Source organism: Algoriphagus sp. A40, assembly GCF_002002735.1.
Classification (GTDB): domain Bacteria; phylum Bacteroidota; class Bacteroidia; order Cytophagales; family Cyclobacteriaceae; genus Algoriphagus.
This window is the reverse complement of record NZ_MUNY01000045.1, coordinates 182,622-195,826: the sequence shown is the minus strand read 5'-3', so window position 1 is coordinate 195,826 and position 13,205 is coordinate 182,622. Positions and strand designations below refer to the sequence as shown.

At 47.9% G+C, this 13,205-nt stretch carries 10 protein-coding genes; 2 read left to right on the top strand and 8 right to left on the bottom strand.

Features of this window, described 5'->3' with window-relative positions:
• Nucleotides 1–296: 296 nt before the first annotated feature.
• Genes B0E43_RS08365 through B0E43_RS08345 form a run of 5 tightly spaced genes read right to left on the bottom strand, consistent with a single transcriptional unit; the run spans nucleotide 297 to nucleotide 3,294 of the window.
• A complete protein-coding gene (locus tag B0E43_RS08365; RefSeq protein WP_077348537.1) occupies nucleotides 297–863 on the bottom strand; it encodes a PIN domain-containing protein in 567 nt (188 codons plus the stop codon).
• 5 nt (nucleotides 864–868) lie between these two features.
• The gene (locus tag B0E43_RS08360) at nucleotides 869–1,198 is read right to left on the bottom strand and encodes an STAS-like domain-containing protein (protein WP_077348535.1); all 330 of its coding nucleotides are present in this window, start codon (nucleotides 1,196–1,198) and stop codon (nucleotides 869–871) included.
• A 55-nt stretch (nucleotides 1,199–1,253) separates the two neighbouring features.
• Entirely contained in the window at nucleotides 1,254–2,099 is an 846-nt protein-coding gene (locus tag B0E43_RS08355) for a hypothetical protein (protein WP_077348533.1), read from the bottom strand.
• Nucleotides 2,100–2,101: 2 nt separating this feature from the next.
• Complete coding sequence (locus B0E43_RS08350) at nucleotides 2,102–2,785, bottom strand: hypothetical protein (protein ID WP_077348531.1); 684 nt, start codon at nucleotides 2,783–2,785, stop codon at nucleotides 2,102–2,104.
• The gene (locus tag B0E43_RS08345; protein ID WP_254423389.1) at nucleotides 2,782–3,294 is read right to left on the bottom strand and encodes a hypothetical protein; all 513 of its coding nucleotides are present in this window, start codon (nucleotides 3,292–3,294) and stop codon (nucleotides 2,782–2,784) included. Before B0E43_RS08345 ends, B0E43_RS08350 begins: the two co-directional genes overlap by 4 nt.
• Before the next feature lie 513 nt (nucleotides 3,295–3,807).
• Here B0E43_RS08345 and B0E43_RS08340 point away from each other — a divergent pair.
• Nucleotides 3,808–11,694 carry an RHS repeat-associated core domain-containing protein gene (locus B0E43_RS08340; protein WP_077348529.1) on the top strand — a complete coding sequence of 2,629 codons (7,887 nt, stop codon included), beginning with the start codon at nucleotides 3,808–3,810 and terminating at the stop codon, nucleotides 11,692–11,694.
• A 14-nt stretch (nucleotides 11,695–11,708) separates the two neighbouring features.
• Nucleotides 11,709–12,206, top strand: coding sequence for a hypothetical protein (locus tag B0E43_RS08335; protein ID WP_077348527.1), 498 nt, complete (start codon nucleotides 11,709–11,711; stop codon nucleotides 12,204–12,206).
• A gap of 134 nt (nucleotides 12,207–12,340) precedes the next feature.
• Here the strand turns inward: B0E43_RS08335 and B0E43_RS08330 are convergent, their stop codons facing one another.
• The 3 genes from B0E43_RS08330 to B0E43_RS08320 are packed head-to-tail and all read right to left on the bottom strand — an operon-like array spanning nucleotide 12,341 to nucleotide 13,205.
• Nucleotides 12,341–12,619 (bottom strand): hypothetical protein, encoded by a 279-nt coding sequence (locus tag B0E43_RS08330; protein WP_077348525.1) that lies wholly within the window; start codon nucleotides 12,617–12,619, stop codon nucleotides 12,341–12,343.
• The gene (locus tag B0E43_RS08325; protein WP_077348523.1) at nucleotides 12,616–12,885 is read right to left on the bottom strand and encodes a helix-turn-helix domain-containing protein; all 270 of its coding nucleotides are present in this window, start codon (nucleotides 12,883–12,885) and stop codon (nucleotides 12,616–12,618) included. The genes B0E43_RS08330 and B0E43_RS08325 overlap by 4 nt, the downstream gene beginning before the upstream one ends.
• A complete protein-coding gene (locus B0E43_RS08320; protein ID WP_077348521.1) occupies nucleotides 12,882–13,205 on the bottom strand; it encodes a hypothetical protein in 324 nt (107 codons plus the stop codon). Before B0E43_RS08320 ends, B0E43_RS08325 begins: the two co-directional genes overlap by 4 nt.

The following is a 13,205-nucleotide window of genomic DNA, read 5'->3' as shown; positions in this document are numbered from 1 at the left end:
CTATCAAAGAGACCTTCTGTCAGCGTTGCGAATTGACCCCCCGAGTTAAGTGTTTTTTGGAACTGGGGTTTTTGTTTTTCATTGACTTAAAGTTGGGAGTTTTGCGATTTTTTCTGGTATTACACCTGATTTTCAACTGGTTATGAATTTTAATCAATTCAAATAGTTTTCCTTGTTATCGGATTCATTCCTTGGGTGTAGATTCTTGTAAATTGTCAACCCGGAGGTAAATCCAACGACGGTATTGGCCGATAAACCCAGTGTCCAAAAATGAAAAGAAATTAACCCAGTTTAGCTCAATTGTTTTTAAGTAGTGTGTTGTTTTCAGTCAGAATTTCAACGCCGCTATAGTTGAAATCTCCATCGTCGGTGACAATTGTTAACCCTAGGTCAACTGCCATTTCGTAATATAAATAGTCGTTGAAATCAGAGTTAGGAGGTAGGTTTTTGATCAGGTAAGACATTTCATAGTCATACTCTTTGTCAATAATATGGATGAAAGGCAGATAGGCCTCTATGTCTGATTGAAATCTTGTAAATGCCTGTAAATATTCTTTAGTGTGTCTGAAATCTTTTTTGAAATCCAAATTCAACTTTTTACCTGTTCGCAGTTCCTCTGACTTAGTAAAATCCTTAAAAGTAATTCTCATTAAGGCATTGAAAACTTCCGAAATCAATATTGTATGAGAATAGATTTTCATTTTACTTCCGAGTAAAGAGTCAAGGAAATCGATGTATTCCTGACCTTTGGTATTAGGAGAGGGCGGATTCCCGAGCGCAAAAATCCAAACATTGGCATCCAAAAAGTATCTTTTCTCAGAAGAGGCTGTCTCTTTTGTGAGCCTAAAAATTCCGGTGGGCATTCAAATCAGGCGTTTTCCAGATACTCTCTCATTGCATCTTCTCTGGCTACCCTTATTCCTGTGTTTAGGGCGTTTTCTTTTACCCATTCAATTTTGTCCAAGACGCTGTCTTCGGCGTTCTTGATTTCCATTTTATCCACAGCCTCTGGCGAATTCATTAAAACCTTTCCAATGGAAGCGTTTAAGAATGCCGTTGTACTTGTAGTTATTCCTTCAAAACTTACTGAAAAGCGTTTGTCCTGAGCAAGTTCCTCCATAATCGCATTGTAGACTTTCAATCCATCCGAGTGAAGGATTGCAATGTTTTTGGAAAGGATTTCTCTGATTTTTACCATGGGAGTGCAAAGGTATAAAAATTAGGGTTCAAAGTCTTGTTATTTGATAATTGTTTCATTTACAGGTAAATGTCAAGTTAATGGCTGTTCCCGGGAAATTTGCTACTGGCCAAAAATTTAGGGCACTTGTGTCATTTGTCCAGCATTTTCCGCTGGTCACTATTTGAAACCCATGGCCATGTTTTTGGCAATAGTTTTTCAGGTAAGTCAATCCCAAGCCCCCAGGCGCGTCCATTTTGGTTGTATTCTTTTCTGTCAATGCCCAGACAATTGCCTCATTGGCTGTATTGACCTGTCCTTTAGTAAATTCCGAAATTGGATCTAGAAAACCAACACCTATATCAACTAATGTGAATTTGAGTTGATGAACCTGTGGGTAGTACTGTCCGCAGGCAAAAACAGGGCCGGTTGTATTGGCATGGGTTTGAATGTTGGCATAGATCTCGAGAAAGTGCTCCAATAAATTCGCTTTTATGTCCGGCATTTTTTCAAAAGCTTGATGGTTAAAAAGGCTCTCTCCAATATACCCATAGAACTCACCGTCGCTCTCTGTTGAGAATCTTGTCATCCTTACCGTGGTGTCTCTATTATCAATCAGTACCTCGTCCGAAGTTCCCACACTAAGAAAGCCATTCCTTTGAAAGATCTCAAACTTCCCTGAAATGTGTTTTTTGTCTATGTAAAATTTGTGTCCATAATCTCTATTAAGCACAAAAATCACCGAATCCAATATTGCACATAAGTTGGCATCCATCCAACTCACTTCATCAAAATCCAAAAGGATTTCATTGGCTTCAGATTGCTTAAAGTGTTCAAAAATGTCATATAATTTTCGGAACGCTGACGGGCCAGATACCAACCTTCCTGAGATTGGGTACTTTGAATGTGGTTTTGGACCCATACTTAGGTATTTACGAATTCATGAAGAGACGAAAGAATAAATACAGACCGCTCTTGTTCGGAATATTCAAGATGGCTGCCGACCCATTCTTCTTTGTAGCTGTTTTCCAACAGCTCTTTAAAGGATTCTGTTAAATAGTCTCTTAGCGGAGGGATGGTGTTTTTGAGTTCTTCCCAGATAGTGACTCGGTTGTTAAGAACAAAGATGATGTCTTCAAAGTCAGTACTTGTCCTTCCATCAACTTTGCCTCTGTTTTTGAATGCTTCTAATTTTGTGGCCAGGAAATACGTCGGCGCCAATATTCTGATTTCAACCTCTTCAGTGAGCTGATGAGTAATGGCGTTTGCATATCCCGGAGTATACCACCTATTCGAAAATCCAAGAATCTCCTCGGAAGTAGGCATGACGTCTACTATGATTCCCTGTATTTTGTATCGACAGATGACCTTTGATTCGATGTCATTTACAAATCCCTTTTCCCGTAATTTCTCATCAATAGCCGCATATTCTTTATAGCTGATTAATTCTATCAGTATGTCTACATCGTCAGTTGGGCGTACCTCCTCTGCTTCTCTGTCAGCATACAATGAGACCGTCGCACCCCCGACAAAAACTACACTGTCCCGTAATTCTTGAAGTGCATTTGAGACTGCCCTGATTCGAAGTGTGTTTTCATGGCGGCTCATAGGATTTGACTTTTCAGTTCGTTGAGTGCGATGTTAATTTCCCGAACCTTGCCAACTCTGAGAATATCCAGACTTGCCAATAGTTTGTATAGTATTTCATCCTTTAATACTGCTTTTACTACGCCTTTATGAAGGGGTTGGATGGCCTGTCCTCTGATAGTTCCTGTTGGTGAAGGCCATACGTAGGGGATTTGGCTGACAATTGAGCTACTATAGTAGGGGTGAGAATGGGCGGTTGCTATGCCGTTTACCAGGGCACCGGGAACTTGAGGAAACACATAGTGGAAGCCATATTGAATAAACTCCATCAGGGAATTCCTTCTTATTTTTTTACTCCCCTGATCTACCAGTCCGGCCAGAATACTACGGTTTAGGGATTCGGAGATTTCTGAAATGCTAATATAAAGACAAGAAGATAAGTCCCTGTATTGCCAAGGCTGATTGTCTAATGCCACAAGTTTCATTAGTATTACTATGTCCAGTGGACGCATCCCATTATGATCTCTCATGTAACAAAGGTAGTTTTTCGGTTCTTTGTTTGCAAATCGCGAACAAAGAACATTTTAGCCTCCGTTAATATGGAAGAGTAAAATTTAATTTGTTTCAGCTTCTAAATTTCACTCGCTCTGGAGTGGGAATATCAGCTTGACTCTAGTTATTCTGACCCGATTGATGAGGTATTGGTTGAAACCGCTGACTAATTCGTTTTCCAATATATCCTAATGTATAGTGCTTTATCACCCTGATAAAAGACTTGGAATTGATGTAAAATATTTTTTTTTCTCACTAAGCACAGAAAAAAAATATTCTCATAATCAATTAGTTGTGTTTTCTGTCAATTATTTTTCAAGTACTGGATAATGCTAAAAATCCGTAGATAGGAATAGGTTATCTGCAGTTGGCGTTTAGGTTAATTTTTTTGTTAAAAACCTATACCCTGTACTGGGTATTTTTTGTAGTTGGGATTTTCACGATGATTATAGTACAATTCACTTATTAGCCATCGGGGATCAATTTTCACAATGCGGATATTTTCAGTCACAATCAGTCCTTTCCTTCGCCCCTTGCTGTTTACTTTGACATTGTTTTTTTGTTTTTCGCACGTCTCGGTTTCCGCCCCCCTTCCTGTTCCGGTGGATTTCCGGGCGGGACTGAACAACCACAGTTCTATCCGGTTGGTCTGGAGCTATTCGGGTGAGTCGGTGGATTCTTTTGTGATCGAGCGGAAGGTTGGGACGGGGAGTTTCAGCCAGCTGACCACGGTGGCGGGGACAGTTACGGCGTATGTCGACACGGGACTGACGGCCGGGAGTACGTATGTGTACCGGATCAAGTCGAAGAAGGGGAGCATTTTTTCGGTGACCACAGCCGAGGTGAGTGTGAAGATGCCGTCGCAGACGGAGTTCATTCCGGCGGAATTGCAGATGAGGCCGGGAGGGATCGAGCCATTTTCACCCATCGAGCAGGTGATCCCCTGGGATACGCTTGCGGTGAACCGGACCTTTGATGTGTTTCAGACACCGCCCTGTCTGACGGGGGAGTATTACGTAGGCCTGGAGCTGGGCTATGACTTGGGGGATTTCAACACCGAGACGGCCTGGACGGCCGATCTTCAGGTGAGTTTTATGCAGGGGACGACGGTGCTTTGGACCAAGCCGCTGTCGGTGCGTTCGTCGGCGGGTACCTGGCATGGGACGGTGTTCCATGACGTGGCCCTGAGCTGCAGTGTGGATTACCGGTTTAAGATCGTGTCCAAGAGCGGGACGGGAACGGTCCCGGCCGGCAGGATCACGCTCAGGGAGAAGCTGTTCAAGAAGGTGGGGGACACGTTTAACGCAGCGCAGCTGCCGGTTCTGACGGTGGGCTATACGGCCCCGAAGGCGACGTTGAGCTGGACCTCGGTCAATGCGGACTTCCGGGAGTATGACCTGGAGTGGGTGTTTATCTCCCAATACGACAATTTTGTGGGTTCGACTGCCGCTGCTGCCTTTGCGCACCGGCAGGGGGTCCGGATCCGCCTGCGTTCCAACAGCTATGCCCACCCGGTTTTTTATCCCCAGGGGAAGCTGTATTACCGGGTCCGTGCGGTGGGGTATCGCCCGGATCAGCCGGACCGGAAGCTGGTGGGGGACTGGTCTTATGGTCCCAACGCAGGGACGGCGGTCAGCAACCCGCAGACGTCGTACAATTGGCAGATCCGCAACGACTACATTGAGGGGGGCCGTTTTAAGAAGTCGGTGGTTTACCTGGACGGAACCCTTCGGGACAGACAATCGGTGAGCACCCTGTACGGTGGAGCGGTTACGCTGGTTTCGGAGAGCTGGTATGATTTTGAGGGGAGAAAATCCCTGGCCTTTCTGCCTGCGCCCGATCCCGGGACGAGCCTGAATTTCAGGTCAAACTACAACATTTTCACTGCCGGCGGCGGCACGGTGGGGGCGGTGAATGCGGCCACGGATGCGACGGGCAGGAGAAAATACCATTACGACAACGGGACGGTGGCCAACAACACCCTGTCGGCCAGCTATGGGACGGGGAAGTACTACTCGACTAGCAACGGACTGACGGGCGTGGTGAACAGGTCCTATCTTCCCCAAGCTGCGGGCTACGGGGCGGTGATGACCGAATACACCCCCGACCCTACAGGAAGGGTGAAGAAGCAAAACCAGCCGGGGAGTGTCTACAGCATCGACGGGACCAGAACCACCCGGAAGTACTACGGGCAGTCATTTCCCGAGGAACTGATCCGGCTGTTCGGCACCCAGGTGGGTGCCGCAGTCCATTACCGCCGCGAGGTGACGGTGGATGCGAACGGGCAGGCCTCGGTGCAGTACCTCAACCAGGAGGGCCAGGTGGTGGCCACGGCCCTGGCGGGGACTGTTCCGGTGAATCTGGTGACCGAACTGGCAGAGTATACCACCCGGAAGAATGCGGGCTGGCCGTCGGTGGTTTACGACCTGTCTTCCCAGAACAAAACCTCTGGCGGCAGCAGGGGGGTGGATGCGGCGTTTGTGAACCTGACGGCCAACACGCCCCATACGGTTGCCTATACCCTGTCAGGAATCGGGGATGAGCTGGATCAGGCCGGGTGCCAGAGCTGCGTGTTTACGCTGAGCCTGAGCGTGGTGGACCCTGACGGGCTTCCGGTAGTCCTTCCGGCGAATATCCCCGGGGACGAAGATCCGTCGGCAGGGGCCTTCAGCCGGACGTTCACGGCGACGGACTGCCAGGTGGAGACGGATTTCAGCGGGGTGAGCCTGGCGCTGACCCTGTCCAAGGTCGGGGAGTACCGGGTGGTCAAGGAGCTGAAGGTGAAGGAAAAGACGCTGGAGGAGATTCTGACTGTGGTGAGGGCCAGCACGGAGTTTCAGCAGCAGCGTCAGGCGGTGGAAGCCGCATCGGGCCAGCAGGTGGGTGACTGTGAACTGTGCATGGAAGAATGCCCGGAGGCTGACAACGCACTTCAGGGAGCATTCGGGGGGATGTTGGAAGCAGAACAGGCGGGAGCCTGGCACCTGATGGCGGAAGAAGTTTTGGAGGACAATCCGTCCCTGGATCCATCGGATTCGGTGGCGGTTGCCGCCGTGGTGCAGACCCATCCGGACTATTGCAATTACGTGCTGATGGAAAAGAACGGGGATGCCCGGTTCTTCGAGCTGGGGCTGATGGGGATCTCCGGATACGCGGAAGCGCTTTCCAGCGGCAAACTGCCGCTGTCCGGGACAGATCCGTTTTACAAGACGGGGAACTCCGGGTCTGGATATTTAACGGCTTTAGAGAATAAACTTAATTTCATCAATCTTGGAGGGGGTTTTTCCGGGACGCTCTCCAGCGTCACCGATCCGACCAATACCGGGATGTATGTGAACAGTACGGGACAGAAAGACCCCGGCGGGGTGCATCTGCTGTATGCGGATCTGGCCAAAAAGCTGGCCGACAATGAGCTGACGCCCCAGGAATATCAGGAAGAACTGGACCGGAAACGTTGGGGTGTTTACCTGGCATTTTACCAGAAGACCAGTGACGCGGTCAAGGCCACGATCCCGGAGCTGGTTTCATGCCCGAAGTACCTGGAGTCCAGTTTTGGCAACCTGGGACTTCCGGACACGCAGGCTGGGATGCAGACTTTTACCGCTTCGTCCGGGCAAACAGGCCCGGTCTCCGAACAGGAGCTGGACCAGCTGGTGAACGGGATCACCAACGGGGGCAGCTGTCCGCAGACCTTCACGGCCGGGGAGCAGACCACGATCCGGGAGAGCCTGCGGGCTTACCTGAACTCCGACCGTCAGGGGAACTTTTTCAACCTGATCCTGACTGAGGATGTGAACGATCCGCTGCTCACTCCGCTGAAAAACCTGCTGGCCTCCAAGTCCTGCAGCATCAACAGCTTTGCCATTGACAACCCGTTGGTGTGCACGGATTCCATGGAGGTTGAGATACCAGACCCTAATTATGGCGGAAATTATAGGATGTCTGCAAGACAGTCAACGGGTACGGATAAGGAAAAAAGAGATGATAAACTTTTACTTTCCAAGGAAGAGATCAAAAGCCTTCAGGAGATAGAAAAGATGGTTCTTGCCCGGATGGAGCAGGAAAAGGCTAAAATGGAGGCACAAAAAAGAGCTGAGCTGCTCAACGAAAGGTCACGTAAAAATCTTTCAGGAGGTACAGGAGCAAATACCAGGATGCTGGCAGGAGGTCTGCCAACCCAGGCGGAATACAGTGCCCTGATGGATTTTTATGCTGCTACAAACGGGGCCAACTGGGTGAACAAGACAGGCTGGAGTACGGCCAATCCCAATGTGATCCAGGATGTTTCCGGATTTGTGGGAGTCTCTACCAATGCGAACGGCAATGTGTTGGGGATATACCTACCGGATAACAACGTCCACGGGCAGATCCCCGAGAGTTTCGGAAACCTGGTTTACCTGGAGCAGGTGTTCCTGTTTTCCAATAGACTGTATCAGAATATTCCCCAGTCTATTGGCAACCTGACCAATCTGAAAGCACTGTATTTGAGCAGCAGCCAGCTGAATTGGAACACCATTCCTGCCAGTATAGGAAATCTGGTGAATCTGGAATATCTCCATCTCCATTCAAATTATTTGATTGGAGAGATTCCAAGCAGTTTTAGCCAACTTACCAAGCTAAAGGAACTTTACCTTTTAAATACAAAGTTAACCGGTAACCTTCCTTCTTTCATAGGTAGCTTTACGGATCTGATGGCGCTAAGAATTGAGAATTCTGAATTTAGCGGCCCCATTCCTTCCACCTTTTCTAACCTGTCCAAAATGGTGGAATGGACAATGCACAATAATAAACTGACTGGATCCGTACCAGACTATCTGTGTAGTTTTCCTTTTTTGTCAACGGTAACGCTTAACAATAATTACTTAACAGGAACTTTACCTTTCTGCTTTTATTCCAAAAATCTTCCTTACCTGAGGATTGCGAACAATAGCTTTGAAGTAGAAAGTCTGGTAGAAATGGCCACCTATTTCACCAACACATCGATTTATCTTCCCCAAAGTCAAGCTGTGGATACGCTTTCTACCCAGGTGTTGGAGAACAGAGTGTTGGAGTTATCCACGGATATGGGAAGAAATACGCCTCAGCCCTCAAAATACCGTTGGGTCAAAGATGGGGTTCCTTTGTTTACAGATTTTAGGGAAGAGGCATACAACTACCAAAATCCCGCTCTCCCTTGTGTGTTCAATGACAACGGGCCAAATATCTGTAATGGGGTTTACTACCCCGAAATTACCAACCCCAGTCTTCCGCCCGGTACTGTCATCAAAGGCCCTCCGGTTGTGATAGAGACTGTTCCTACGATAACTGTCACGGTCTGCACCTCTTTTGAGCTGGATCCTGCATCGAACCCCTGGCTGGCTGGGGTGAGCTATGTACCGGACTGGGAGGAAGTGGTTGAGCGCTGTCTGGCCGAGCGGGACACGGTCCGTGCGGCGATCCAGGAGGCCGCTGTCGAGGAGCTGGAGAACACCTGGCTGGAGTCCTACTACCGGTCGGTATCGACTTCCTGCCTGGAAGGGGCAACAGAGACGCTGACCCTGACGGTGACCAACCAGGAATACCATTATACGCTCTATTACCATGATCAGGCGGGCAACCTGGTGCAGACGGTTCCTCCCCAGGGAGTGAAGCCGCTGACCACTGCCCAGGTCAATCAGGTGAAATCGGGCACGGCGGTAAACCCGGCCCACGAACTTCCGACCAAATACCGCTACAACAGCAAGAACCAGCTGGTGTGGCAGTCGAGTCCCGACGGGGGAGTATCGCAGTTCTGGTACAATGCCATCGGACAGCTGAGGCTTTCGCAAAACGCCAAACAGGCAGGGGCCAATACCTACAGCTACAGCAAGTATGACCGGTTGGGACGGGTGACCGAGACCGGGGAACTGGTAACCGCGGAGGCTCTGTCGAGCCTGAAAGAGAAGTTGAAGGAACTGGACTTTCCCCAACGGCCTGCGTATACCGCGCAGGATATCACCCTCACCGGGTATGATTCACCCAAGACGGGACTGCACCAGAAATTCACGCAGGACCACCTGCGCAACCGGGTGAGCTGGACCGCCCAGCTGGAGAAGGGCAAGACCGACACGCTGCTGACAGCCTACAGCTATGACACGCACGGGAACGTGAAAAGCCTGTTTCAGCAGATTCCGGGACTTGCCCCCAAGATCACGGCCTACCGGTACGATCAGATCAGCGGCAACGTGAACTATGTGTTTTACCAGCCGGAAACGGCCGAACAGCTGATCCACCGTTACCGCTACGATGCGGACAACCGGATCGAGACAGTGCAGACCAGTACGGACGGCTACCTATGGACCACGGATGCGACGTATTACTACTACCCCCATGGGCCTCTTGCAAGAGTGGAACTGGGTGAGCACAAGGTGCAGGGGCTGGACTACTACTATACGCTTCAGGGCTGGCTGAAAGGGGTGAACATGCCGGGCGGGGGAGATCCCGGGGCAGACGGAATCGGAACGAAACGGACAGGCAAGGATGCGATGGCCTTTGCGCTGGGGTACTTCAGCGGGGACTATGCCCCGATCACGGCAGGGACAGTCCTCACAGATACCCGAGATGCCCTGTGGACCCGGACATCCACGCTCAACAGCAACACAGGATTGTTCAACGGTAACATCAGCTGGATGAACACCGAGCTGGCAGGTTCACAGGATCAATACGACATGCAGGCGATGGTGTACAAGTACGACCAGCTGCACCGGATCGTACAGGCGAGAAGCCTGAGAGCCTATACTTCAGGCACCGGATTTACCACAAGGGCCACCACCAATTCCCTGGCCTATGATGCGGGATACACCTATGACGGCAACGGGAATCTGCTTACTTTACAGCGGAGGAACGCGGCAGCAGCCATTCAGGACAACTTTACCTACGGCTACTATGCGAACTCCAACAAACTGAGGCAGACGGCCTCGGCCCAGGGGGACAACTATACCTACGACCAAATCGGCAACCTGACCGCAGATGTGGCAGGAGGGGTGACCAATATTGAATGGACGCCATCGGGAAAAGTCCGGAAAGTGACCAAGTCGACCGGCTCTCCGCTTGAGTTCCGCTACGATGCAGCCGGCAACCGGGTGGAGAAGAAGCAGGGGACAGTAATCACCCGATACATCCGGGACGCCTCAGGCAATGTGATGGCGGTGTATCAGGCGGATACTCTATCAGAGCGGCCGATCTACGGTTCATCCAGACTTGGGAACCTGTCCTATGCCTCCAAGCCGGGCTACCGGACGGTGGGACACAAACAGTACGAACTCAGCAACCATCTGGGCAATGTGCTTGCAGTGGTATCAGACCGAATCCGGATGAAGACCGACAGTACCTGGACTCAGGTTCTGAGCCGAACGGACTACTATCCCTTCGGTCTTGAGATGACCGGCAGGACGGAGAGCAATACGTATCGGTACGGGTTCAATGGCAAGGAGAAGGACCCAAGCGGGCAGTGGAGCAATCAGAGCCACTACGACTACGGCTTCCGGATCTATAACCCAACGATTGGGAAGTTCCTGAGTGTGGATCCATTGGCACATATGAGAGTGTCTTTAACTCCGTACAACTTCGTAAGCAACAATCCGATATTTAGAATAGATCCGACAGGAGCTTTGGATTATCCTATTTATGGGAAAGACGGAACGTATTTGGGAGATGATGGTAGAACTGGAGGAGATTTGGCTTTTATAGGGGAAAGAGATGGCAAGGGTGGATTTAAAAATTTATCCCAGTTTACTGACAATCATACCCAATTTCAAACTTCTTCAAATATTGTTAGACAGGAAGGGACTACAATGGAGGCAAAGGAATATTTGTGGATTGCGCATACTTCAAACAATGCTGCTAATTTTTCTGGGAAGAGTCTTTATAGTAAATTGATGTCTGGTTATTCAAGTGTTAGTAAGTCAAATAAAACTGCTTTAAGTATTGAGAATAACTCAAGCACAGCAAAATTTGCTAGGGCTGGAGTGATAGATGTGCTATCTGGAGGAGCAGATCCAACAGGAGGAGCTCAGTTTTGGGATGGCACAGATTTTCTTGCTTGGGGTTTAAGCTCACCAAATGGAACACCACAAAATAAATTTGAAGAGTATTCAGCAATTTTTATTGATGTGATGACCTTCAATGATTATGAAACCTCTCAGAAAGCAAAATGGGGTAATTCAGTTAGGTATGGTTCCAAAAGTTACAGTATTCCTGCGGATGTTTTCAGTATAATTAGGAACCCTTTAAATTGGGGGACTTTCAGCCAATCGACAACAGGAGGTACATTTGGGTTTTATTATAGTACAGGAAATAAGGGAGGTATATTAAATGCGACTGGAACAGCAGGGGAATCTATTTTTTGGAGAGTAGATTAATAAATATTGATAATATGGGATTTAAAACACTTTTGGTTATTGCAAGTTTAATTTTCTACTCTTGTACGAATACAAAATCAAAAAATTTAGAGAGTGCAAGAAATGACCAAGCAAAAGGGTTAAGTGATGTCCTTCTGGTTAATTGCAATGGAGAAGAATATAGGTTAGAAGTTGATTATTACCAAGAATCGAAATCAAAATACGTCAGTATTTTTAACGAGAATAAATTATTCAAGGAAGTCAATCTACCTAGTCAACTAGATTATAGTGGATTTTCATTGAATGGCTTTTTGAAAACAGAAAAAGGATTTGTCGTTTCAGTTGAGTATGGCTCAGTAAACTACTTTCAAAAAGAGTTTTTTTTTCAATGCAAACAAGATGGTTTTATTTTGTACAAAATCCGTACAACGTCGTTTAACAAGAGAAACCCAAGCAAGGAATTTGTTCTCGATTCAATATTAAGTTCCCCGATGGCGTTAAAGGATTTTAGGTTTATTCCATTTTTGGAATAATATATCTTGGTGATATGAAACGTAACGGTATTTTGAGATCATTCTTTGACTGGAAAGCCGTGTAGGGATAAATTGAGATAGCGTGAAAATCCGTACAGTGGCTTTTGAACGGACTCAATCAATTCGAACCCTAATTACTTTAACATAACCTCACTGCCCAGTCCCGGATGATAGGATGGGCGGTAATCCACCATTCCCCGATTTTTGAGTTCTGAAATACATCTGTGATATGTGACGATACTCTTGATTCCAGAGCGTTTCATCACTTTTTTACGGGTGATTTGAAACGGGTTTTGGCGACCCTGTTCCTTCCACAGTTGAAGGATGGTCATAAAAACAGAAATTCGGGTGGGAGAAAGACCTTTTTCCCGAATTAACCTAGCCACATAGTGTTCCATCTGGTTGGATTTCATGATTTTGGTTTATGGCTGAAAAGTGATTTGAGCTCTTCGGCTTTATAATAATAAAGACCTGAAATTTTTACTGGTTTTACCAGACCTCTAATTCTCAGGTTTTGCAGTGCCGCATCTGAAATACTCAGCATTTTTTTTACCTCACGGCTTCTGAGCCATTCTTTGGGTTTGACTTCCGGCTGAGCAGGTTTTTCGAGTAATACCTTAAGGTCTACAAACAACTGATGGCGTAGATTTTCCAGGTCTTCTTTGGTGATGTCGCTCATCGTATTTTGGGTTTAGACAAATGACTGGCATGATCAAAAGACAGTTTTACCCGACTTTGGCTCATGCGGTTGAATGTGGGGAAGTATTGGATGTATCCGTATTCATGAAGTTGGCCAATGATTTTAAAATAGGTGGCGGTGCTGGATATCTTGGCAGATTTCATCAGCTCTTCCCGTTTGATGGGAAAGGGCTCAATACCCTCATTTTCTTCTCTCAAGTGGAGCAGCACGGAGAACAGCCCGATATGCGACAGGCTGATCCTTGGATCCCTGTCGATGCCGGACATGAAGTCCTCCAGTGCCTTTTTTATCTGCTCCAT

Bases quoted from the DNA above. Each gene is read 5' to 3' on its own strand.
- B0E43_RS08365 (WP_077348537.1), bottom strand. From the start codon at position 863: ATGCCCACCGGAATTTTTAGGCTCACAAAAGAGACAGCCTCTTCTGAG.
- B0E43_RS08360 (WP_077348535.1), bottom strand. From the start codon at position 1,198: ATGGTAAAAATCAGAGAAATCCTTTCCAAAAACATTGCAATCCTTCAC.
- B0E43_RS08355 (WP_077348533.1), bottom strand. From the start codon at position 2,099: ATGGGTCCAAAACCACATTCAAAGTACCCAATCTCAGGAAGGTTGGTA.
- B0E43_RS08350 (WP_077348531.1), bottom strand. From the start codon at position 2,785: ATGAGCCGCCATGAAAACACACTTCGAATCAGGGCAGTCTCAAATGCA.
- B0E43_RS08345 (WP_254423389.1), bottom strand. From the start codon at position 3,294: ATGAGAGATCATAATGGGATGCGTCCACTGGACATAGTAATACTAATG.
- B0E43_RS08340 (WP_077348529.1), top strand. From the start codon at position 3,808: ATGCGGATATTTTCAGTCACAATCAGTCCTTTCCTTCGCCCCTTGCTG.
- B0E43_RS08335 (WP_077348527.1), top strand. From the start codon at position 11,709: ATGGGATTTAAAACACTTTTGGTTATTGCAAGTTTAATTTTCTACTCT.
- B0E43_RS08330 (WP_077348525.1), bottom strand. From the start codon at position 12,619: ATGAAATCCAACCAGATGGAACACTATGTGGCTAGGTTAATTCGGGAA.
- B0E43_RS08325 (WP_077348523.1), bottom strand. From the start codon at position 12,885: ATGAGCGACATCACCAAAGAAGACCTGGAAAATCTACGCCATCAGTTG.
- B0E43_RS08320 (WP_077348521.1), bottom strand. From the start codon at position 13,205: ATGGAGCAGATAAAAAAGGCACTGGAGGACTTCATGTCCGGCATCGAC.